This is a genomic window from Mycobacterium sp. SMC-4 (assembly GCF_025263265.1).
GTDB lineage: Bacteria > Actinomycetota > Actinomycetes > Mycobacteriales > Mycobacteriaceae > Mycobacterium.
On the sequence record NZ_CP079869.1, the window covers coordinates 3246504 to 3268161 of the forward strand.

At 68.9% G+C, this 21658-nt stretch carries 18 protein-coding genes; 4 read left to right on the forward strand and 14 right to left on the reverse strand.

Annotation, left to right across the window (positions count from 1 at the left end):
• Nucleotides 1-7: 7 nt before the first annotated feature.
• From ftsZ to KXD98_RS15520, 14 genes are all read right to left on the reverse strand, one after another.
• Entirely contained in the window at nt 8-1174 is a 1167-nt protein-coding gene (ftsZ, locus tag KXD98_RS15455; protein WP_260759261.1) for a cell division protein FtsZ, read from the reverse strand.
• 181 nt (nt 1175-1355) lie between these two features.
• On the reverse strand, nt 1356-2309 hold the full coding sequence (locus KXD98_RS15460) for a cell division protein FtsQ/DivIB (protein WP_260759262.1): 954 nt from the start codon (nt 2307-2309) through the stop codon (nt 1356-1358).
• Nucleotides 2306-3766: a UDP-N-acetylmuramate--L-alanine ligase gene (murC, locus tag KXD98_RS15465; protein ID WP_260759263.1), complete on the reverse strand. Its 1461-nt coding sequence runs from the start codon at nt 3764-3766 to the stop codon at nt 2306-2308. Before murC ends, KXD98_RS15460 begins: the two co-directional genes overlap by 4 nt.
• Nucleotides 3763-4830, reverse strand: a complete 1068-nt coding sequence (gene murG / locus KXD98_RS15470; RefSeq protein ID WP_260765214.1) for an undecaprenyldiphospho-muramoylpentapeptide beta-N-acetylglucosaminyltransferase — start codon at nt 4828-4830, stop codon at nt 3763-3765. Before murG ends, murC begins: the two co-directional genes overlap by 4 nt.
• Before the next feature lie 119 nt (nt 4831-4949).
• Nucleotides 4950-6476, reverse strand: a complete 1527-nt coding sequence (gene ftsW / locus KXD98_RS15475) for a putative lipid II flippase FtsW (RefSeq protein ID WP_260759264.1) — start codon at nt 6474-6476, stop codon at nt 4950-4952.
• 24 nt (nt 6477-6500) lie between these two features.
• On the reverse strand, nt 6501-7955 hold the full coding sequence (gene murD / locus KXD98_RS15480) for a UDP-N-acetylmuramoyl-L-alanine--D-glutamate ligase (protein WP_396881380.1): 1455 nt from the start codon (nt 7953-7955) through the stop codon (nt 6501-6503).
• Nucleotide 7956: 1 nt separating this feature from the next.
• A complete protein-coding gene (gene mraY / locus KXD98_RS15485; RefSeq protein WP_260759266.1) occupies nt 7957-9036 on the reverse strand; it encodes a phospho-N-acetylmuramoyl-pentapeptide-transferase in 1080 nt (359 codons plus the stop codon).
• Nucleotides 9033-10550 carry a UDP-N-acetylmuramoyl-tripeptide--D-alanyl-D-alanine ligase gene (gene murF, locus KXD98_RS15490; protein ID WP_260759267.1) on the reverse strand — a complete coding sequence of 506 codons (1518 nt, stop codon included), beginning with the start codon at nt 10548-10550 and terminating at the stop codon, nt 9033-9035. The genes mraY and murF overlap by 4 nt, the downstream gene beginning before the upstream one ends.
• The gene (locus KXD98_RS15495) at nt 10547-12085 is read right to left on the reverse strand and encodes a UDP-N-acetylmuramoyl-L-alanyl-D-glutamate--2,6-diaminopimelate ligase (RefSeq protein ID WP_260759268.1); all 1539 of its coding nucleotides are present in this window, start codon (nt 12083-12085) and stop codon (nt 10547-10549) included. Before KXD98_RS15495 ends, murF begins: the two co-directional genes overlap by 4 nt.
• 44 nt (nt 12086-12129) lie before the next feature.
• A complete protein-coding gene (locus KXD98_RS15500; protein WP_260759269.1) occupies nt 12130-14043 on the reverse strand; it encodes a penicillin-binding protein 2 in 1914 nt (637 codons plus the stop codon).
• Nucleotides 14040-15065, reverse strand: coding sequence for a hypothetical protein (locus KXD98_RS15505; protein ID WP_260759270.1), 1026 nt, complete (start codon nt 15063-15065; stop codon nt 14040-14042). Before KXD98_RS15505 ends, KXD98_RS15500 begins: the two co-directional genes overlap by 4 nt.
• The gene (gene rsmH / locus KXD98_RS15510; RefSeq protein WP_396881384.1) at nt 15062-16204 is read right to left on the reverse strand and encodes a 16S rRNA (cytosine(1402)-N(4))-methyltransferase RsmH; all 1143 of its coding nucleotides are present in this window, start codon (nt 16202-16204) and stop codon (nt 15062-15064) included. The genes KXD98_RS15505 and rsmH overlap by 4 nt, the downstream gene beginning before the upstream one ends.
• A complete protein-coding gene (locus KXD98_RS15515; RefSeq protein ID WP_260759272.1) occupies nt 16179-16613 on the reverse strand; it encodes a division/cell wall cluster transcriptional repressor MraZ in 435 nt (144 codons plus the stop codon). The genes rsmH and KXD98_RS15515 overlap by 26 nt, the downstream gene beginning before the upstream one ends.
• A 301-nt stretch (nt 16614-16914) precedes the next feature.
• Entirely contained in the window at nt 16915-17319 is a 405-nt protein-coding gene (locus tag KXD98_RS15520) for a DUF3040 domain-containing protein (protein ID WP_260759273.1), read from the reverse strand.
• A gap of 212 nt (nt 17320-17531) precedes the next feature.
• Here KXD98_RS15520 and KXD98_RS28425 point away from each other — a divergent pair, with 212 nt between their 5' ends.
• The 4 genes from KXD98_RS28425 to KXD98_RS15545 all read left to right on the forward strand — a co-directional run bounded on the left by KXD98_RS28425 (nt 17532) and on the right by KXD98_RS15545 (nt 21642).
• A complete protein-coding gene (locus tag KXD98_RS28425) occupies nt 17532-18209 on the forward strand; it encodes an N-acetyltransferase (RefSeq protein WP_313901294.1) in 678 nt (225 codons plus the stop codon).
• A 36-nt stretch (nt 18210-18245) separates the two neighbouring features.
• Nucleotides 18246-18941, forward strand: a complete 696-nt coding sequence (locus KXD98_RS15535) for an LppM family (lipo)protein (protein WP_260759274.1) — start codon at nt 18246-18248, stop codon at nt 18939-18941.
• Between the two features lie 86 nt (nt 18942-19027).
• A complete protein-coding gene (gene idsA2 / locus KXD98_RS15540; RefSeq protein ID WP_260759275.1) occupies nt 19028-20107 on the forward strand; it encodes a bifunctional (2E,6E)-farnesyl/geranyl diphosphate synthase in 1080 nt (359 codons plus the stop codon).
• Nucleotides 20108-20109: 2 nt separating this feature from the next.
• On the forward strand, nt 20110-21642 hold the full coding sequence (locus KXD98_RS15545; protein ID WP_396881388.1) for an alpha-(1->6)-mannopyranosyltransferase A: 1533 nt from the start codon (nt 20110-20112) through the stop codon (nt 21640-21642).
• Nucleotides 21643-21658 lie beyond the last annotated feature (16 nt).

Below are 21658 nucleotides of genomic sequence, written 5' to 3' on the forward strand. Positions count from 1 at the left end.
ACGTCGTTCAGTGACGCATGAAGGGCGGCACGTCGACGTCGTCGTCGGAGATGCCCCCGTCGTCGCCGCCGATGCGCACCGTCGCGCCGTTGGTGTGGACCGGCACGCTGGCCGGATCGTTCTGTTCGAACAACGACGCGCCCACCCGGCCGGCCTTCCCGGGGGCGATCGGCGTTCCGCCCGGCGCCTCGGCCTGGGTCTCGCTGGTGACCGGCTTGCGGCCCGGACCGGCAGCGTCGAAACCGGCTGCGATGACGGTGACGCGCACCTCGTCGCCCAGCGAATCGTCGATGACGGTTCCGAAGATGATGTTGGCGTCCGGGTGTGCGGCTTCCTGTACCAGCGATGCCGCCTCATTGATCTCGAACAGACCCAGATCGCTGCCGCCGGCGACTGACAGCAACACGCCCTGGGCGCCTTCCATCGAGGCCTCCAGCAGCGGGGAGTTGATCGCGATCTCGGCCGCCTTGAGGGCCCGGCCGTCACCGCGCGCCGAGCCGATGCCCATCAGCGCGGTCCCTGCCGAGCTCATCACACCCTTGACGTCGGCGAAGTCGACGTTGATCAGACCGGGCGTGGTGATCAGGTCGGTGATGCCCTGCACACCGTTGAGCAGCACCTCGTCGGCACTGCGGAAGGCGTCCATCAGCGACACTGCGGCATCCCCCATCTGCAGCAGCCGGTCGTTGGGGATCACGATCAGGGTGTCGCAGCTCTCGCGCAGCGCTGCGATGCCCTCGGCGGCCTGATTGCTGCGCCGCTTGCCCTCGAAGGAGAACGGCCGGGTCACCACGCCGACGGTCAGCGCACCGAGCTTGCGGGCGATCGACGCCACCACGGGTGCGCCGCCGGTGCCGGTGCCGCCACCTTCGCCTGCGGTGACGAACACCATGTCGGCGCCGCGCAGCAGCTCCTCGATGTCGTCTTTGGCGTCCTCGGCGGCCTTGCGGCCCACCTCCGGGTCGGCGCCGGCGCCCAGCCCGCGGGTCGAGTCGCGACCGACGTCGAGCTTGACGTCGGCATCACTCATCAACAGCGCCTGGGCGTCGGTGTTGATCGCGATGAACTCGACGCCCTTGAGTCCTTGTTCGATCATCCGGTTGACGGCGTTGACGCCGCCGCCGCCGATGCCGACCACCTTGATCACTGCGAGGTAGTTATGCGGAGGGGTCATCGCCGCGGTTGCCTTCCTGCCTGGTTGCTGTCTGCTCTGCGGAGTTCCCCCTGACCAAAACTGTCAACCTCAACCTGAGGCTTAGAGTTATGTCAAGTTGGTCCGCGTAGACAGAACGGTAGGGTGAAGGCGCCTGCGTGGCCCGCAGGCGCGCCGACACGCGAAAAGAAATTTCCGCCGACTACTTGACCGTCGGCAGATCGGGGCTGGAGACGTCGTAGACCTGCCCCGGCTGGGTCAACAGCGCCGCGAGCTTGAGGGCCTTCTCCTCGGTGCGGTCGGTCGTCCCCCACACCACCGTGCGACCGTCGACCAGCGTCAGCGTGATGGAGGCGACCGACGGCGCAGACACTCGCCCGACCTGGGCGGCCACCTCAGGCCGCAACGACGTCATCACCTGCAACGCAGCCAGCGTCGCCGGATCCTGCGGACCCGGATTCTCGGTCTCCAGATACGGAACACCCGGCGGTGGCGGCCCGGTGGCGAAATCCACCCCGTCACGGTCGAACTGGTGCACACCGTCGGGGTAGTCGCGGATCACGACTGCGACCCGCTCGACGATGGTGACGCGCAGCGTGGAGGGGTACTCGCGCTGCACCCGCGCCGAGGCGACTCGCCGGATCCCGGCGACCCGCTCGGCGACCTCATCGGTATCGACCTGCAGCAGCGGTGTCCCCGGAGCGACCGCCACCACATCGACGACCTCCTGCTCAGGGATTACGCCGATGCCCACCACCTCGATGTTGCGTGCCGACATGATCGGTGTGAAATACAACAGCAGGCCCAGCCCGACCACCAGCAGGGCGATGGCCGTGGTCCACACCAGGGCTTTGAGTCCACGCACCGCACCGCGACTCAACGACGCGCGTTGCGGGGCGGCGGTGTCCAGCGTGCGGCGCTTGGCCTCGCGGCGAGCCTGTTCGATCGCGGTCGCCCGGGCCTGAGCGGCGCGGCGTTGTTCACGTTCGCGCCGGGCCCGCCGGCGCGGCCCTTCGGGGTCACCGGCAGCCTCCTGCGCGGAATCGGGCCGAGCGGCGCCGGGTACCGAGGTATCGGCGGCGTCCTCCACCGGCGCTTCCTGCTCCTGGTCGGGCGCGGTGGGTCCGTCCTCCGGCTCGCCGTGCGGTCCGGTCATCGCGGCACCACGCCCGATCCGCCCGGGGCCTGCCGGTTGGCCCGGTCGCCGAGCTCGGCCACGATCAACGGCCCCAGCATCGTCACGTCGCCGGCACCCATGGTCACGACGACATCGCCGGTGTGCGCTGCGGCAGCCACCCGTGCGGCCACCGCCGAGAAGTCCGGAACGTAGTGCACCGGCACGGTCACGTGGTCGGCCACCGTCGCGCCACTGATGCCGGCCAGCGGCTGCTCGCGCGCGGCATAGACGTCGAGCACGAACACCTCGTCGGCCAGGCTGAGCGCAGCTCCGAAATCGACCGCGAAAGCCTCGGTGCGCGAATACAAGTGGGGTTGAAACACCACGATCGCCCGGCCCCCGGTCTCATCCACGAGCGTCCGCACCGCAGTCAGCGCGGCGGTGACTTTCGTCGGGTGGTGGGCGTAGTCGTCGAACACCCGCACCCCGGCGGCAGTCCCGACGAACTCGAAACGGCGTCGCACGCCCTCGAAGTCGGCGAGCGCGTCGAGCACATCGTCGGGCGAAGCACCCACGTGCGTGGCTGCCAGCAGCGCGGCCAGCGCGTTGAGCGCCATGTGCCGTCCTGGCACGGCCAGTCGCATGGTCCTGGGCCGACTCTCCCCTGCCAGCGCCACCGTGGCCACCGCTCCGGTGCCGCGCTGCTGCCAGTCGAGCAGCGCCCCGGCCAGCTCCTGACCGTCGCCGCTGCCATAGCGCAACACTCGAATACCTTGTGCGGCAATGCGTTCAGCGAACGCTGCCGAGCCGGGATCGTCGTTGCACACCACAACCACCCCACCGGGCCGCAGTCGCTCGGCGAATGCGTCGAACACCGCGACGTAGGCCTCTTTGGTACCGAAGAAGTCAAGGTGGTCGGCCTCGATGTTGGTGACCACCTCGACGTCGGGGGTGTACTGCACCAGCGAGCCGTCGCTCTCGTCGGCCTCGGCAACGAAATACCGGCCGCTGCCGTGGTGGGCGTTGGTGCCGGGCTCACCGAGATCGCCGCCCACGGCGAATGACGGGTCAAACCCGCAGTGCTGCAACGCCACAATGAGCATCGATGTCGTGGTGGTCTTGCCCGCGGTGCCGGTCACCATCAGCGTGGTGTCATCGGCCATCAGCTTGGCCAGCACGGCGGGGCGCAGCATCACCGGGATGCCGCGGCGAGCCGCCTCGACGAGCTCGGGATTGTCCTTCGGGATCGCGGCGTGAGTGGTGACGACAACCGTCGGCCCGCCCGGCAGCAGGTCCAGCGCGGCCGGGTCGTGACCGATACGCACCTGGGCGCCCCGGGCGCGCAGCGCGATCACGCCTCGCGACTCCTTGGCGTCCGAACCAGACACCAGTGCGCCGCGGTCCAGCAGGATGCGCGCGATTCCGGACATGCCGGCTCCCCCGATGCCCACCATGTGGACGCGGGCCAGTTCAGGTGGCACATCGGGCCGACTCACTGCCGAGCCTGCCTGGCGCGACGGGCGTGGGCAACGTCGAGGGCCACCGAGGCGACGTGCCGCGCCGCATCGGGGTGGCCGGCCAGCGCCGCCGCAGCAGTCATCGACGTCAACCGCGCCGCGTCGGTGAGCAAGGCACCGACGGTGTCGGAGACGAACCGGGGGGTCAGGTCACGATCCTCGACGAGCAGACCGCCACCGGCCTCGACGACCGGGCGGGCGTTGAGGCGTTGCTCACCGTTGCCGATGGGCAGCGGGACATACACCGCGGGCAATCCGACCGCGCTGACCTCGGCGACGGTCATCGCCCCGGACCGGCAGATGGCCAGGTCAGCCGCAGCGTAGGCCAGGTCCATCCGGTCCAGGTAGGGCACGGCCACATACGGCGGGTCCCCCGCGGCCGGCGCCGGCAGCTGCAGCGTGTTCTTCGGGCCGTGCGCATGTAACACCGAGATGCCCTGCCGCGCAAGATCTTCCGCAGCCGCAGAGACCGCCCGGTTGAGCGACTGCGCACCCTGGGAACCACCGAAGACCAGCAGCACGCGGTCGTCGTCGGCGAAGCCGAAAAACTCACGTGCCTCGGCGCGCAGGGCGATTCGGTCCAGCGAGGTGATCGCCTCGCGCACCGGCACGCCAACCACCTCGACGCGGCCGAGACCCGGGTCGGGCACCGCGGAAAGCACCCGCTCCGCGATCCGGGCACCGACCTTGTTGGCCAGACCAGCGCTGGCGTTGGCTTCGTGGATCACCACCGGCACTCGGCGCCCGGGCCGGGTGCTGCGGGCGGCGAGGTAGGCCGGCAGAGCGACATATCCGCCGAACCCAATCACCACATCGGCGCCGACGTCATCGAGCACGCCGCGGGTCTGGCGTACCGCGCGGCGGACCCGGGCCGGCAGACGCAGCAGGTCCGCAGTGGGCTTACGAGGCAGCGGGACCGGTGTGATCAGCTGCAGGTCATAGCCGCGCTGCGGAACCAGCCGGGTCTCCAGGCCACGTGCGGTACCCAACGCGGTGATTCTGACGTCGGGCTCCAGCGCCCGCAGCGCGTCGGCAACCGCCATCGCCGGTTCGACGTGGCCCGCCGTGCCGCCACCGGCCAGGACGACGGAGATACTCCGGTCGTCTTCTGCGCTTCGCGCGCGGGCCCGGCGCTGCTTCCCCGCCGGGACCGAATCTCCCGTCACCCGTGACGCTGACCTTCCAGTGTGCGGGCCCGTCGGCCCTGCTTACGCTGGCCAGCACCATATCGGACGTCGCCGCGGTCAGCCTTAACCGGCTGCTCGGCGCGACGCGACGACGTGCGCGCCGGGCGTCCGGTGGTGGTCGCGGTGCGTTTGGCCCGCCGCGCCGTGGAGCCACCCGAACGACTGCTCCCCGACCGCAACCGGTCACGCAACGCCTCGGTGCGCGTCGGCACATACGGCGCCGGCAATGGCAGCCGCAGCAGACGGTTGACCCGATCGTCGCGGCCGGCACGCAGAGCTGCCACCGCCTCGGGTTCATGTCGGGCGGCGTTGGCCATGATGCCCATCATGAACAGCGTGGTCGCCGTCGAGGTACCCCCGGCCGAGATCAGCGGCAGCTGCAGCCCGGTCACCGGCAGCAGCCCGACGACATATCCGACGTTGATGAACACCTGCGACAGGATCCACAGGGTGGCGGTTGCGGTGAGCAGCCGCAGGAACGGATCGGCCGAGCGGCGTGCGATCCGCATGCCGGTGTAGGCGAACAGGCCGAACAGGCCGAGCAGTCCGGCGGCACCGACGAAACCGAGCTCCTCGCCGATGATCGCGAAGATGAAGTCGTTGTGGGCGTGCGGCAGGTAGTTCCATTTCGCCGAGCCTTGCCCCAGACCGTCACCGAAGATGCCGCCGTTGGCCAGCGCGAACCGGGCCTGTCGAGCCTGATAGCCGGCGCCCTGGGCATCAGCTGCCGGGTTCAGCCAGGACTGCACCCGGGCCGAGCGGTAGCCGGCCGAGAATGCCAGCACCACGCCGGCGACCAATACCGCTCCCAGCGAGCTGAGGAACACTCGCAGCGGCAGGCCCGCGTACCACAGCAGACCGAGCAGGATCACGCCCATCGACAAGGTCTGCCCCAGGTCGGGCTGATACACGATCAAGGCGAGCGCGATGACCGCGGCGGGCACCAGCGGCACCAGCATCTCGCGCAGTGACGCGCGTTCCATCCGGCGCGCGGCCAGCAGGTGGGCTCCCCAGATCGCGAACGTGATCTTGGCCACCTCGGAGGGCTGCATCGAGAAGCCCGCGACCACGAACCAGCTGCGGGATCCGTTCGACAGCGTGCCGATGCCGGGGATCAGGACCAGGACCAGCAACACGATCGACAGCGCGTAGCCGGTGAAGGCGAACCTGCGCATCACGGCCACCCGGGTCCGCAGCGCCACGTAGAACGCCACCAGCCCGATCCCGGCCCACAGTGCCTGCCGACTGAACACCGACCAGGGTGAACCGGCGTGGTCGTAGGAGTAGACCCCTGAGGCGGACAGGACCATCGTCAGGCCCATCGTGGTGAGCAGCGCGATGATGGCGATGATCAGGTGAAACGACGTCATCGGGCGGTTCAGCCAGGCGCCGAACCGGGTACGGGGCATCGGCGACGCGGCTTGGGTGGCCGGCGCTGCCGGGGTCGCGTCGACAGCCGCGGTGGCCCGCCGGTTACGCAATCGGGTGAGAATGTTGCTCACGGAATCGCCCTGACCGCTCGTCGTCTACTTCAGCGCGGCGCGCACAGCGGCGGCGAATGCGTCCCCGCGGTGCCCGTATCCGCGGAACTGGTCGAATGATGCACCGGCCGGCGCCAGCAGCACGGCGTCGCCGGGGCCGGCGAGCGCACGGGCGGCCCGGACGACGCCCGCCATCACCGCATCGGCAGACGGCCGCGCCCCGACATCGACCACATCAGTCACATTTGTCACAGCTGCATCAGCTTTCACAGGCACCCCAGAATCCTCCCCCGTCACAACTTCGATGACGGGGACATCCGGTGCGTGTCGCGATAACGCCTCTGCCACGACGGCCCGGTCCCGCCCGATCAGCACCACACCGACCAGCCGATCGGCGACCGCGGCGACGAGGCCATCCACCGATGCGCCCTTGAGCAGTCCACCGGCGACCCACACCACCCGCGGGTAGGCCGTGAGGGACGCCTGCGCGGCGTGCGGGTTGGTGGCTTTGGAGTCGTCGACATACGTCACGCCGTCGGCGACCGCGACCACCTCGGCGCGATGGCGCCCGACGTGAAAGCCGGCCAGCGCCTCGGCGATCGGCCCGGCCGGCACCCCGACCGCGCGCGCCAGCGCTGCCGCAGCCAGCGCGTTGAGCACGCCGACGGGACCAGCAACCGGCACGCTGTCGGCTCGCGCGAGCACCTGATCGGCGGCGAAGGCGTTGTCCACCAGCGCGCCGTCGCGGACACCGAGCTCGCCCGGGCCCGGATCACCGAGCCGGAACCCGACCCGCACCGGCGCCGGTGCGGCCGCCAGCAACTCGGAGGCCACCGCGTCGTCCAGGCCGGCGACCGCCACCCGGCCGGTCAGCGCGCGCGCCTTGGCCTGTGCGTAGGCCGACATCGAGCCGTGCCAATCCAAATGGTCCTCGGCGACGTTGAGCACCGCCCCAGCCTCGGGACGCAGCGACGGCGCCCAGTGCAACTGAAAACTGGACAACTCCACGGCCAACACATCGGCGGGCAGATCGAGCTGTGCGAGCACTGGGTCGCCGATGTTGCCGCACAACACCGAGCGACGGCCTGCGGCCTCCAGCATCGCGTGCAGCATCGAGGTGGTGGTGGTCTTACCGTTGGTCCCGGTCACCACCAGCCACCGGCGCGGCCGACCGTACCGGCCCGACTGGTCCAGTCGCCACGCCAGCTCCACATCGCCCCACACCGGTATCCCTGCCCTCGCCGCGGCCGCGAGCACCGGCGCCGTCGGCGGGAAGCCGGGACTGGTGATCACCAGTGCGAACTGGGCCACCCGGGCGGCCGCATCGACGGGACCCACAGTGGCCACGCCGTCGGCGGCCAGAGCTGCCAGGGTTGCTGCGTCGTCGTCGGTCATCGTCACCTGCACGCCGAGCGGCCGCAGCGCAGCCAGCACGGCCTGCCCGGTGACCCTGGCCCCGGTGACCAGGACCGCAGCACCCGGTGCGATGGGTTCCAGCACGTCAGGCACCGACGGTGGTCAGCCACTCGCTGTAGAACAGGGCCACGCCCAGACCGCAGGCGATGGCGGTCAGCAACCAGAATCGGATGATCACCGTTGTCTCAGCCCACCCCACCAGCTCGAAATGGTGGTGGAACGGCGCCATTCGGAACACCCGCCGACCGGTGGTGCGGAAAGCCAGGATCTGCACCACCACCGAAGTGACCTCGGCGACGAACAGCGCGCCGAGCACCACAGCGAGCATCTCGGTGCGGCTGGTGACCGACAGACCGGCGATGACGCCACCGAGAGCCAGCGATCCGGTGTCGCCCATGAAGATCTTGGCCGGCGCGGCATTCCACCACAAGAATCCGATGCAGGCCCCGGCGGTGGCGGCGGCGACGATCGCCAGGTCCAGCGGGTCGCGCACGTTGTAGCAGCCCACACCCGGGCTGATCGCACAGGCGTTGCGGAACTGCCAAAACGTGATCAGCACATACGCCGCGCAGACCATCGCCATCGCGCCCGCCGCCAGGCCGTCGAGTCCATCGGTGAAGTTCACCGCATTGGACCAGGCACTGACGAGGACCACGCAGAACAGCACGAAGACCGCCGGCGCCAGCGTCACCGTGGCAATCTCACGGACGTAGGACAGTTCAGCGCTGCCCGGGGTCAGCCCGTCGGCGTTGCGGAACTGCAGCGCCAGCACTCCGAACACCACTGCGGCTAACAGGATCCCGACCGTCTTGGCGGTCTTGTTCAAGCCCAGGTTGCGCGCCCGGCGAAGCTTGATCATGTCGTCGACGAAACCGACCAGACCCAGCGACGTCGCGAGCATCAACACCAGCAGGCCCGACGCCGAGGGGCCCTTGCCGTCGATGACGACCCCGACCAGATGGGTGACCAAGTAGCTGGCCCAGATGCCGGCGAGGATGGCCACCCCGCCCATCGACGGCGTGCCGCGCTTCTTGTGGTGGCTGGGCGGGCCGTCCGCGCGGATCTCGTGGCCGAAGCCCTGCCGGGTGAACAGCCGGATCAACACCGGGGTCAACAGGATCGACACCGTCAGTGCGATACCGACGGCGATCAGGATCTGCCTCATCGGCCGGCCGCCTCGGTGTCGTCGGGGGCGTCGGTGATCAGTGCGTCGGCCAGCGAACCGAGCCCCGCCGAGTTCGACGCCTTGACCAGCACGACATCGCCGGGGCGCAGTTCGTCGCGCAGCACCGCCAGAGCGGCCTCGGCGTCGGCCACCGCGGTGGCCTCCGAACCCCACGACCCCTCCATGACCGCCCCGTGCAGCATGGCGCTCATAGGCCTCCCGGTTCCGACGACGATGAGTCGAGAGACATCTAAGCGCACCGCCAACCGGCCGATACGGTCATGCTCGGATATCGCGTCGTCACCGAGTTCGGCCATCTCGCCGAGGACGGCGAAACTGCGCCGCTTGTCCGCGTCACCCCGACTCATCCATGCCAGCGCCTTCAACCCGGCGGCCATCGAGTCGGGGTTGGCGTTGTACGCGTCGTTGATCACCGTGACGCCGTCGGGGCGGGTGCTGACCTGCATGCGCTGGCGCGACGCCGGACCGGCCGTGGCGAGGGCGGTCGCGACCTGGTCGAGGGTGGCACCGCACTGCAGCGCCACCGCCGCCGCGCACAACGCGTTGGAGACCTGATGATCGCCGTGCACCGCCAGCGTCACCGGCACCGACGCGCCGTGGGCGTGCAGCGTGAATTGTGGTCGCGCCAGCGGGTCCAGGGTCACCGAGTCGGCCCAGATGTCGAATTCCGGCGAGCGCCCGACCCGAACGACGCGCGCCGAGGTCTTGGCGGCCATCGCCGCGACCACCGCATCGTCGGCGTTGAGAATCACCACGCCGGACTCTGGAACCGATTGCGGCAGTTCTGATTTGGTTTCCGCGATGGCCTCCCGGGAACCGAACTCGCCGAGATGGGCGGTACCGACATTGAGCACCACGCCGACCGACGGGGTCGCGATCGCGGCCAGCGCGGCGATGTTGCCGCGGTGCCGCGCCGACATCTCCAGCACCAGAAAGTCGGTGGATTCGGCGGCGCGCAGCACCGTCCACGGATGTCCCAGTTCGTTGTTGAACGACCCCGGCGGCGCGACCACCTCGCCCAGCGGCGCCAGCACTGCAGCGATCAAATCCTTCGTCGAGGTCTTGCCCGAGGACCCGGTGATACCGATGATCGTCAGGCCCCGCTCGACCAGACGTGCAGCAACGGCGGCAGCCAGTTTGGCCAGCCCGGCGATCACCGCAGCGCCCGAGCCGTCGTGATCGTGCTCGAGGACACTGGAGACCCCGGCGCGCCCACCGGCCGGCGGGTCGGCTGGCGCCACGACGACCGCGGGAACGCCGACCGGACGCGCCGCCAGTACCCCGACCGCGCCGGACTGCACTGCCGCGGCCGCGAAATCATGGCCGTCGGCACGCGCCCCCGGTAGCGCCAGGAACAGGCCGCCCGGCCCGACCGCGCGCGAGTCGAACTCCACACTGCCGGTGACACGCAATTCGGCCGCCTGCACGTCGGTCACGTCGGCCAGACGCCCGCCGACGATCTCGGCGATCTCGGCCAGGGACAACTCGATCACGGGACGCCTTCCGTTCCCAACGCCTCCAGTGCGGCGGCGAGCTCATCGCGGTCATCGAACGGCCGCGTCTGGCCCATGCTGGTCTGTCCCGCTTCGTGCCCCTTCCCGGCAATGAGCACGGTGTCTCCTGCCTGGGCCCATCCGACTGCGTGCGCGATGGCTTTGCGCCGATCCCCGATCTCGACCACTTCGGCAGCACCGCCGGCGGCCCCGGCCAGCAGCGCCGCCCGGATCGCCGCCGGATCTTCGTCACGCGGATTGTCGTCGGTGACCACCACCAGGTCGGCCAGCTGCGCGGCGACCCGGCCCATGGGCTCGCGTTTGCCCTGATCCCGGTTTCCGCCGGCACCGACCACCACGCCCAGCCGGCCACCACCGCAAGCCCGCAGCGTCTCCAGCACAGCGCTCAGCGCGCCGGGTTTGTGGGCATAGTCGACCAGCGCCGCGAACCGCTGACCGCGGTCGACCGCTTGCATCCGCCCGGGCACCGCGGCGTCCCGTAACCCGGGCGCGGCCTGCTCGGGTGACACCCCGACCGCATCGAGCAGTGCGACCGCCAGCAACGCGTTGGCCACGTTGAAGCTGCCGGGCAGGCTGACCTGCAGATGGTGGTGCACACCGGCCGGATCGACGGCGTGGAACTGCTGGGAGGTGGGCCCGCCCGAGCCTGCGGTGACGTCCTCGACCCGCCAGTCTGCGGGGCCGGTGAGGCTCACCGTCACCGAGTCGTCGCGCCGGCGGGCCAGGGCCCGGCCCCATTCGTCGTCGACACAGACCACCGCATGCGCCGCATGGGTAGGCGAGTCCAGGTCGAACAGCCTGGCCTTGGCCTCGAAGTAGTCCTCCATCGAGGCGTGGAAATCCAGATGGTCGCGGCTGAGGTTGGTGAACCCGCCCACCGCGAACACGGTGCCGTCGACGCGGCCCAACGTCAGCGCATGGCTGGACACCTCCATGACCACGGTGTCGACCCCGTGCTCGACCATCGACGCCAGCAGCGCCTGCAGATCGGGGGCCTCCGGTGTGGTCAACCCGCCAGGTAGTTCACGTCCGTCGATGCGCACCCCGACGGTGCCGATCAGTGCGGCCACCCGGCCGGCCGCACGCAGGCCCGCCTCGACGAGATAGGTGGTGGTCGTCTTACCCGACGTGCCCGTGACCCCGATGACCCGCAGCTTCTGCGACGGGTTGCCGTACACGGCCGAGGCCGCGGTGCCCAGCACCGTGCGCGGAGCCGGATGCACCAGCACCGGCACCCCGAGATCACCGCTGTCGGTGACTCGGGCCACTCCGTCGGGGTCGGTCAAGATCGCGACCGCGCCGCGCTCGACGGCCTCGGCGGCATAGCCGGCACCGTGTGAGCGCGCACCCGGCAGACCGGCGAACAGATCGCCCGGTCGGGCGTCTTGACCGCGCAGGGTGACCCCGGTCAGTGCCACGTCTGCCACCGGGGCACCGTCGACGGAGACCGCAGACACCAGCTGCGACAGCTCGCGCAGCGGCAGGCCGACAGGATGGCGGGGACGCAGATTCATGGCTTTGACACAGTACCGACCCGGTGGGCCCCGCCCGTGCTGTGTCAGCCGGCCTGAAGCGTCAGCGGCGCACCCGGATCCGCCGACAGCGGTACGTTGTCGCGCTGCAGCAGCCAGGACGCGATGTTGTGGAACAGCGGCGCAGCCGAGGATCCCGCCGAGCCGTCGGCGGCCCGGTGCGGTGCGTCCATCATCACGCCGACCACATAGCGCGGGTCGTCGGACGGGGCCATCCCGGCAAAGGTGATCCAGTAGACGTCGCTGTAGTAGCACCCACAGGCGGGGTTGATCTGCTGCGCGGTGCCCGTCTTGCCAGAGATCTGGTACCCCTCGACCGCGGCTTGCGGAGCGGTGCCCTGCTGGATGCCTCGGGGGTCGCGCTGAACCACCGATCGGAACATGTCGCGCACGGTGCGAGCGGTCTGCGCCGAAACCACCCGGACCCCTTCGGGCCGCGGCTCCTCGGTGCGGTTGCCATCCGGGTCCAGCGTGGCCTTGAGGATGCGCGGCGGGATGCGCACCCCGTCGTTGGCGATGGCCTGGTACATGCCTGTCATCTGCAGCAGCGTCATCGAAAGGCCTTGGCCGATGGGCAGGTTGGCAAAGGTGCTACCCGACCACTGGTCGATCGGCGGAACCAGGCCGGCGCTCTCCCCGGGCAGCCCCACCCCGGTGCGCTGCCCGAGACCGAACTTGCGCAGCATCTCCGCGTAGCGCTCCGGCCCGATGCGCTGGGCCAGCATCAGGGTGCCGACATTGGAGGACTTGCCGAAGACTCCGGTGGTGGTGTAGGGCATCACCCCGTGCTCCCACGCGTCTCCCACGGTGACGCCACCCATACCGATCGAACCCGGCACCTGCAGCACCTCGTCGGGGTCGGACAGGCCCATCTCGATGACCGTCGCAGCGGTCACGATCTTGTTGACCGAACCGGGTTCGAACGGTGACGAGACCGACGGGTTGCCGAGCTCACGGTTCTTCTGCCGACCGAGATCCTGGGACGGGTTGAACGTGTTGTCGTTGGACATGGCCAGCACTTCGCCGTTCTTGGCGTCCAGGACGACCGCCGAGACGTTCTTGGCGCCCGAGGCGTCCTTGGCCAGCTGGACCTGCTGCTGGACGTAGAACTGGATGTCGTCGTCGATGGTCAACATCACCGTGGATCCGTTGACCGCGTCATGGCGGTTGCGGTAGCTGCCCGGGATGACCACGCCATCGGATCCGCGGTCGTAGGTGATGGAGCCGTCGGTACCGGCGAGCACGGCGTCCAGCGAGTCTTCCAGACCGAGCAGACCGTGTCCGTCCCAGTCGATTCCGCCGATGATGTTGGCCGCCAACGCGCCGCCGGGGTACTGGCGCAGATCCTGACGCTCGGAACCGACCTCGGGGAAGTTCGACCGGATCGCGTCGGCGATCGCCGGGTCCACCGCACGCGCCAGGTAGACGAAAGTCTCCTCACTGCGCAGTTTCTTCAGCACCGCGGCGCTGTCGGGCTTGCCACCCAGCCGAGACGACACCTCCTGGGCGATCTCGTTGAGCCGATCATCCGGATCAGGAGCCTCCGAGCCCGTCTCCTGAGCCTTGGCGGCCGCCTCTTCGAGTTCCTTACGCACCCGGACGGGCTGGAAAGTCAGCGCTCGTGCCTCGATGGTGAAGGCCAGCTTGTCCTCATTGCGATCCACGATCGAGCCGCGGACCGCGGGATCGATGTCGGTGACCTTGAGCTGACCGGCGGCCTGAGCGCGCAGCCCCTCGGCCCGGGGCACCTGGATGGTGAACAACTGGGCGGCAGCTATCACCAGCAGCATGAAGATCGCCGCGTTTCCGGCCCGGTGTCGGAACACGAAAGAAGCACTGCGCAGGCCGTTCTGCGGGGCGGCCTGCCGGGTGCGACGGGCCCGCGCCGAACGTTCCTGGGTGGGCGCGGCAGCAGTGCGCCGGCTCGACTTGCGGGTCACGCCGGCGGACCCGGGACGGCGGGGGCAACCGGGGCGGAATGTTCGGGCAGCGACGGGACCGCCGGCGGCGGCGGTACAGCCAGGTCGGCGCCCAGCGGAGCGGCTGCAGCCTCACCCGCAGCGATTGGCGCTTCGAGCGCAGGCGGTTGCTGACCCGGAACCGGACCGGGTAGCCCACCCGAAACGGCATGGGGCACTTCGACACCCGGCACCGCCAAGGGCACGGGCAGCAGACCGGCGGCCGGTGGTTGCGCACTTGGCAGCCGCACCGGAACCTCACGCGGTTCGACCACCCGCGGCGCCGGCGGGGCCGGCGGCTCGGGTTCGGGCAACGGCACGTTCAACGGCGGCGGCGGAACCCCGTCGGCGGGTTTGGGGGTGCCCACGACCACCCAGTGACCAGCGGGGTCCTGAATCAGTCGCGCGGTGTCCCGGGACGGGATCATCCCGAGTTCGCGGGCGGCCTCGGCGAGCGCGGGCGCAGCCTGAGCCTGCAGAACGTCACGTTCGAGCGCCTCCTTCTGCTGCATCAAGGCCTGATTGACCGCGCGTGCGGCGCCGAGTTGGTACGAGCGCTCCGCGGCATCAGTGGACAGCCACAGCGTCACCCCGAGACCGAGCCCGAGCGCAGAGATCACCAGCACCACGAACGGGACCCGCGTGATGAGTCGGCGCGGGTTCAGGTCGATCGACGCCAGTCTGACCAGGATTCGTTGCCGAAGCGGAGGGCGAACAACCTTGGGCGCCTTGGCTTTCCGGGCCTTCGAACGCGCCTTGGCCTGGGAGGCACTCTTGGGCCGCACCGGACCGTCGGCCGGTCGGGACGTCGGCGTGGTCCGCGGCGCCGACCGGTCGGGCCGGGTGTCACGGATGTTCTGTCGACCGCGGGGGGCCGCTTCCAGCGTGGCCCGCTTTGCTTCGCGAGAGCTGCGTCGGGAGTCGCGCTGGCGGTTCTTCCTGGCCGGCTCGCGCGTGCGGTCCGACCCTGTGCGAGTAGTCCGCACCGGTTTCTTCGACTTCATCGCGACTCCCCCATAACTTTCTCGACCGCGCGCAGCCGGACCGGAGCGCTTCTCGGATTTCGGTTGATCTCGTCAGCGTCGGCGCGTTCGGCGCCGCGGGTCAGTGCGACGAATTGTGCTTGGTGGCCGGGCAGTTCGACCGGCAGCCCGGGCGGTGTGCGCGAGGCGGTCGCCGCCGCGAACGCGGTTTTGACGATTCGGTCTTCCAGAGACTGATAGGCCATCACGGCGATCCGGCCGCCGGGCCGAATCGCGTCGAGGGCAGCGGGGATGGCCCGGTGCAGCGACTCCAGTTCGGCGTTGACGGCGATGCGTAATGCCTGGAAGGTGCGCTTGGCTGGGTGGCCGCCAGTGCGACGGGCCGGCGCGGGGATCGCCGCATAGAGCAATTCGACCAGCTCAGAGGTGGTGCGCAATGGTGCCGTAGCTCGGCGTCGCACAATGTGGGAGGCGATGCGCCCGGCGAACCGCTCCTCGCCGTAGTTGCGCAGTATGCGGGCGATGTCCTTCTCGCCGTAGCTGTTGAGGATCTCGGCTGCGGTCAGCTCCGACTGGCGGTCCATCCGCATGTCCAGCGGAGCGTCGGTGGCGTAGGAGAAGCCCCGCTCGACCTGGTCGAGCTGCATCGACGACACTCCGAGATCAAACAGGATCGCGTCCACTTCCGCTGTCGCCGAGGGGCTTTGCGCGATCGCCTCAACGAGGCCGTCGTAACGGGTCTGCACCAGGGTGACCCGGTCGGCGAACGGCTCCAGTCGCCGGCGCGCGAGGTTCAGCGCCTCCGGATCACGGTCCAGCCCGATCAGTGACAGACCGGGGAACTGGTCGAGGAAGCGCACCGCGTGGCCGCCGGCGCCCAGCGTCGCATCGACGAGCGTAGCGCCGGCGCCGTCTCCGCTGCGCCGCATGAGCGCCGGGGCCAGCAGCTCAACACATCGGTCGAGCAGTACCGGGATATGTGGCTCGTGATCGACCATCGCAGCACCGTGGGGTTCAGGGGCGGCCCCTGCAGTGTGGTCCCTGTCCGAGAGCACGAACCTGACGTCGGGGAAGTACGTCAGGGTCGGTTCGGGCAGAGGCCACACTGCACGGACCTGCCGGCCAGTGGGCAGATCAAAAGATGTCGCCGAGTGCTTCATCGCTGGCCGCGGAGAAGTTCTCTTCGTGTAGCTCCTGGTAGTTGCGCCAAGCCTCGGCGTCCCAGATCTCGAGGAACTCGATCGATCCGATGACGACGCAGTCCTTGCTCAGGTCGGCGTAGCGCCGGTGTTCCGAGGACAGAGTGATCCGCCCCTGCGCGTCCGGATACTGCTCGTCGGTGCTGGCCGCCAGATTTCGCAGGTACGCCCGAGCCTGCGGATTGCCGCGTTTGGCGCGTCCATTGATCTCGGCGATCATCGCCTCGAACTCCGCTCGCGGATAGACAGCAAGGCTGTGATCTTGACTTTTGGTGACCATCAACCCTCCTGCCAATGCGTCGCGGAACTTGGCGGGCAACGTGAGCCGCCCCTTGTCGTCGAGCTTGGGCGTGTAGGTGCCGAAGAACATCTCGTCACCTCGCAGACCTTCTCAAGCCTTGCCCTTCACGAAGCCCCGGTCGCTCCGTTGTCCGCCACTTTACCCCACAATCCCCCACTTTGCGCCTAATCCTCCCGCGCGTTTCCACTCAGAGCCCGCTCATCGGCAGTGGGAATCCAGACAAGGGACCCCCGGCGACGCAGCGCACGGGCAGACGCGGGACAAAAGCCCTGTTCAGCGGCCTACGGCGGCACCAAACTCAGATGTGGGGCGTAGTGGGGCCAAAAAAGGGGGCAGCCCGACCGGGCTGCCCCTACCGAGTGAGTCCGAGCTACTGCTCGAAACGCCGACGGAAGCGATCCTCCATGCGACTGGTGAACGAACCGCCGTTACCCTTGGCGCGCTTCTGACGCGCTGCGGAAAGATCGTCGGGCACATTGTCGCGGCCCGCGGCCACCCGCGGCCCGGTGATGGCGAACACCACACCGCCGAACATGACGATGAAGCCCACCACAGACAGGATCGGGAAGCCCCCGATCCAGGTCGCGTTGATCACCACACCCGACACCAGCATGGCCAAGCCGAGGATGAACAGCGCAGCACCTTGGAAGCGGCGCCGAGCCGACGGAGCACGCAGGTTGCCCCCACGGACGCTGGACGCGAACTTGGGATCCTCGGCATACAGCGCGCTCTCGATCTGGTCGAGCATGCGCTGCTCATGATCGGAGAGTGGCATTCGTCCCTCCCTCTCGCCGCGGCGGTGTGGCAGTCGTTCGATTCATGGATGCCCAACTTCGGGCGCTTAACACTCATGATACGAGCTCGATCTGCGCCGTACCACCTAGTTCACCGCCCGATTCTATGACGGACACTGTCACCAGGAACCGCCACCTCGTCGAAGTCGATAATGGACACGACTCACCGATCACCACGCGGAAGGGCACACAGTTGGCGACGCACCTGATCGAGTTGTCGCCCAGCGATATGAAGCGCCGGCTCGGCGACGCGCTGGCAATCTACGTCGACGCCATGCGCTACCCCCGTGGGACCGAGGACCAACGTGCCTCGATGTGGCTCGAACATGCCCGTCGACAGGGGTGGAAGGCGGTAGCTGCGGTCGATCTGGCACCGCCGGCCGAGCCGGCAGGTCTGGCACCGCCGGCCGAGCCGGCAGATCTGGCACCGCCGGCCGAGCCGGCAGACCTGGCACCGCCGGCCGATGCACCGATGCTGGGCATCGCTTACGGCTATTGCGGCGCGCCCGACCAATGGTGGCAACAGCAGGTCAGTGCCGGTCTACGCCGCAGCGGGGCCGACGCCGCGCGGATCTCGGAGTTGATGAGCAGCTACTTCGAGCTGACCGAACTGCACATCCATCCACGTGCGCAGGGCCGCGGCCTCGGCGAAGGCCTGATCCGCCGGCTGCTCGACAACCGCAGTGAGCGCAATGTGCTGCTCTCCACACCCGAGGTCAACGGCGAGGCCAACCGCGCGTGGCGGCTGTATCGCCGACTGGGTTTCACCGACGTGATCCGTGACTACCACTTTGCCGGGGATCCCCGCGCGTTCGCCATCCTCGGACGGGCACTGCCTTTGGTGAAACCCCCGCCCGGACGGCCGACTTGAGGTCCCTCGACGCGCCTCATCTGGCACGATGACCGGGTGCTGATCCGTCACCGGACCTCCAAGCGTCTCCTGACGCTGCTGTTGTTGCTGTTGCTGGTGGCCCCGTCGATGACCGGGTGTGTTCGGGTGCGGGCGTCGATCACGGTGTCCCCCGACGACCGGGTGTCGGGCCAGATCGTCGCCGCAGCGATGCCGCGTGACGACAACGACAAGGGCCCCCAGCTGGTCAACAACCTGCCGTTCGCCCAGAAGGTCGCGGTGTCGGAGTACAGCCGCGATGACTACGTGGGCTCTCAGGCGGTGTTCTCCGACCTCACCTTCGGCGAAGTTCCGCAGTTGGCCGGGATGAACCGCGACGCCGTCGGGATGGACATCTCGCTGCGCCGCGCCGGCGACCTGGTGATTCTGGAAGGTCGCGCCGACCTGACCACGCTCAACGATTCCGAAGCCGACGTCTCGTTGTCGGTCGCGTTCCCCGGGGAAGTCACGTCCACCAACGGCGACCAGATTTCGTCGCAGGTGGTCGAGTGGAAACTGCGTCCGGGTGTCGTGAGCACGATGAACGCCCAGGCGCGTTACACCGATCCCAGCGCGCGGTCCTTCGTCGGCGCCGCGATCTGGTTGGGGGTCGCCTCGTTTCTGGTCGCAGGAGTGATCGGGGCGCTGGCCTACACCAACCGGGACCGTTCCCCCCGCCCCGGGGATCGGCAGGACACCGCGCAACAACCCTGAGTTGCTGCGCTTGCCGGCACAGCATTTACTCTGAGTGCACTTGCCGGGGCGAGTGCTGACGACACAGAAAGGGGCGTCCGCTGAGCGTGGATGCAGCGGCACCATCGGCCGTCGAACTGGCCGCGGCCGTCACCGGACAGCTGCGGGACTACCTGCGCGAGCGTCGCCGCGACGCCGCGTACATCGGTGCCGACTACGCGGTGCTCACCGAGGCACTCGAGGAGTTCGTGCTCCGCGGCGGCAAACGGTTGCGCCCGGCTTTCGCCTACTGGGGATGGCGCGCGGTCGCCGGCACCGAACCCGGACCCGACATCCTGCGATTGTTCTCCGCGCTGGAACTTCTGCATGCGTGCGCTCTGGTCCACGACGACGTGATCGACGCGTCGGCGACACGACGCGGACTGCCGACCGTGCATCGGATTTTCGCCGAGCGGCACAGCGACAAGGACTGGCACGGCTCCGCCGAACAATTCGGGCTCTCGGCAGCGATCCTGCTCGGTGACCTGTCGCTGGTGTGGGCCGACGACATCGTCGCCACCGCCGTGGCCGGGACCGAAGCCCACGCGCGCGTACAACGAGTGTGGTCAGCGATCCGCACCGAGGTTCTCGGCGGTCAATACCTGGACATCGTGTCCGAAGCCAGCGGCGCCGAGACGGTCGCGTCGGCCGTCACCGTGAACATCTACAAGACGGCCTCCTACACGATCACCCGGCCGCTGCAACTCGGTGCGGCTGCCGCGGCCGACCGGCCCGAGGTGCTCGAAGCGTTCCACGAACTGGGCACCAGCCTCGGCGTGGCCTTCCAACTGCGCGACGACGTGCTCGGGGTTTTCGGAGATCCCCAGGTCACCGGGAAGCCCTCCGGGGACGACCTGCGCTCCGGCAAGCGCACGGTGCTGCTGGCCGAGGCTGTCGAGCTCGCCGAGAAGAACGATCCGGACGCTGCTGAACTGCTGCGCACCTGCATCGGCACCGAGCTGACCGAATCGCAGGTCGTCGAGGTTCGCGCGGCGATCGAGTCGGTAGGTGCGCTGGCCGCGGTGGAAGGCCGGATCGATCGGTTGACCCGTAGAGCCATCGGTGTTCTCGACTCCGTACCGATCGACGCGCACGCTCGGGTCGGTCTGACCGAACTCGCCAGATTGGCCGCCAACCGGTCCGCGTAGGCATGACGACGCCAGCGCCCACAGAGGCTTCGAGAACGAATCTGTCGGAACGAATGTCCGAACAGCTCCGACAACTGACCGCCTTCACCCGCTCGCCGTCGGCCCGGCCCGCGCTGCTGGGCGCCCTCGGCGCCGCACTGATCACCGCGGGTGGCGTCGGCGCAGGCAGCACCCGATTGCACGACCCGCTGCTGGAGTCCATGCACATGTCCTGGCTGCGGTTCGGGCACGGACTGGTGCTGTCGTCGATGCTGCTGTGGGGCGGCGTGGCGCTGATGCTGGGCGCGTGGTTGTGGCTGGGCCGGCGGGTGATCGACCGCACCGCCACCGAGTACACGATGATCGCCACCACCGGGTTCTGGCTGCTGCCGTTGCTGCTCAGCGTCCCGGTATTCAGTCGCGACACGTATTCCTACCTGGCGCAGGGTGCACTGCTCCGCGACGGCTTCGACCCGTATGTGGTCGGTCCGGTGGAGAACCCGAACACGTTGCTGGACGACGTCAGCCCGATCTGGACGACCACCACCGCCCCGTACGGTCCAGCGTTCATCCTGGTCGCCAAATTCGTCACGATGATCGTCGGGGACAACGTCGTTGCCGGCACCATGTTGTTGCGACTGTGCATGTTGCCGGGGCTGGTGCTGCTGATCTGGGCAGCGCCACGGATCGCACGACACATCGGCGCCAATGGCGCGACCGCGTTGTGGATCTGTGTGCTCAATCCGTTGGTGATCATCCACCTGATGGGTGGGGTGCACAACGAGATGCTGATGGTCGGTCTGATGATGGCCGGCATCGCGCTGACATTCCGCGGCCGATACGCCGGGGGCGCCGCGTTGATCGCCGTCGCGGTAGCCGTAAAAGCCACCGCAGGCCTGGCAATCCCGTTCATGGTCTGGGTCTGGGCCCGCGGGCTGCGGGAGCGTCGCGGATTTTCACCCCTACGGGCCTTCGTGTCCGCGACGGCGGCATCGCTGCTGATCTTTGTCGCGGTGTTCGCGGTGTTGTCATTGGCCGCCGGGGTCGGACTGGGTTGGCTGACCGCCCTGGCGGGTTCGGTGAAGATCATCAACTGGCTGACCGTGCCGACTGCTGCGGCCAATCTGATCAACGCTGTGGGTGGACTGGTGATCCCGGTCAACTTCTACGCCGTGCTGGAGATCAGCCGCATCATCGGCATCGCGATCATCGCGGTGTCGGCGCCCCTGCTGTGGTGGCGGTATCGACATACCGACCGGGAAGCGTTGCAGGGCACCGCGCTGCTGATGGTGGTCGTCGTGCTTTTCGTGCCGGCTGCGCTGCCGTGGTACTACACCTGGCCACTGGCCGTGGCGGCGGCACTGACGCAGTCACCGCGCGCGATTGCGCTGATCGCCGGGTTCTCGACATGGATCACCGTGATCTGGCGGCCCGACGGTGCCCATGGCATGTACTCCTGGACCCATGTGCTGTTGGCCCTGGCCTTCGCGGTGGCGGCGTGGTACTGGCTGGCCCGAGCATCGGTCAGTACGGCGCGACCGCCGAGCGGTCAGTAGGCCACGACCGTCGAGC

Bases quoted from the DNA above. Each gene is read 5' to 3' on its own strand.
- ftsZ (WP_260759261.1), bottom strand. From the start codon at position 1,174: ATGACCCCTCCGCATAACTACCTCGCAGTGATCAAGGTGGTCGGCATC.
- KXD98_RS15515 (WP_260759272.1), bottom strand. From the start codon at position 16,613: ATGTTCTTCGGCACCTACACGCCCAAGCTCGACGACAAGGGGCGGCTC.
- KXD98_RS15495 (WP_260759268.1), bottom strand. From the start codon at position 12,085: ATGAATCTGCGTCCCCGCCATCCTGTCGGCCTGCCGCTGCGCGAGCTG.
- KXD98_RS15545 (WP_396881388.1), top strand. From the start codon at position 20,110: ATGACGACGCCAGCGCCCACAGAGGCTTCGAGAACGAATCTGTCGGAA.
- KXD98_RS15505 (WP_260759270.1), bottom strand. From the start codon at position 15,065: ATGAAGTCGAAGAAACCGGTGCGGACTACTCGCACAGGGTCGGACCGC.
- murG (WP_260765214.1), bottom strand. From the start codon at position 4,830: ATGGCGGTTGCCGACGCGCTGCGGGCGCTGGAGCCCGACGTCAGAATC.
- KXD98_RS15460 (WP_260759262.1), bottom strand. From the start codon at position 2,309: ATGACCGGACCGCACGGCGAGCCGGAGGACGGACCCACCGCGCCCGAC.
- mraY (WP_260759266.1), bottom strand. From the start codon at position 9,036: ATGAGGCAGATCCTGATCGCCGTCGGTATCGCACTGACGGTGTCGATC.
- rsmH (WP_396881384.1), bottom strand. From the start codon at position 16,204: ATGAAGCACTCGGCGACATCTTTTGATCTGCCCACTGGCCGGCAGGTC.
- KXD98_RS15520 (WP_260759273.1), bottom strand. From the start codon at position 17,319: ATGCCACTCTCCGATCATGAGCAGCGCATGCTCGACCAGATCGAGAGC.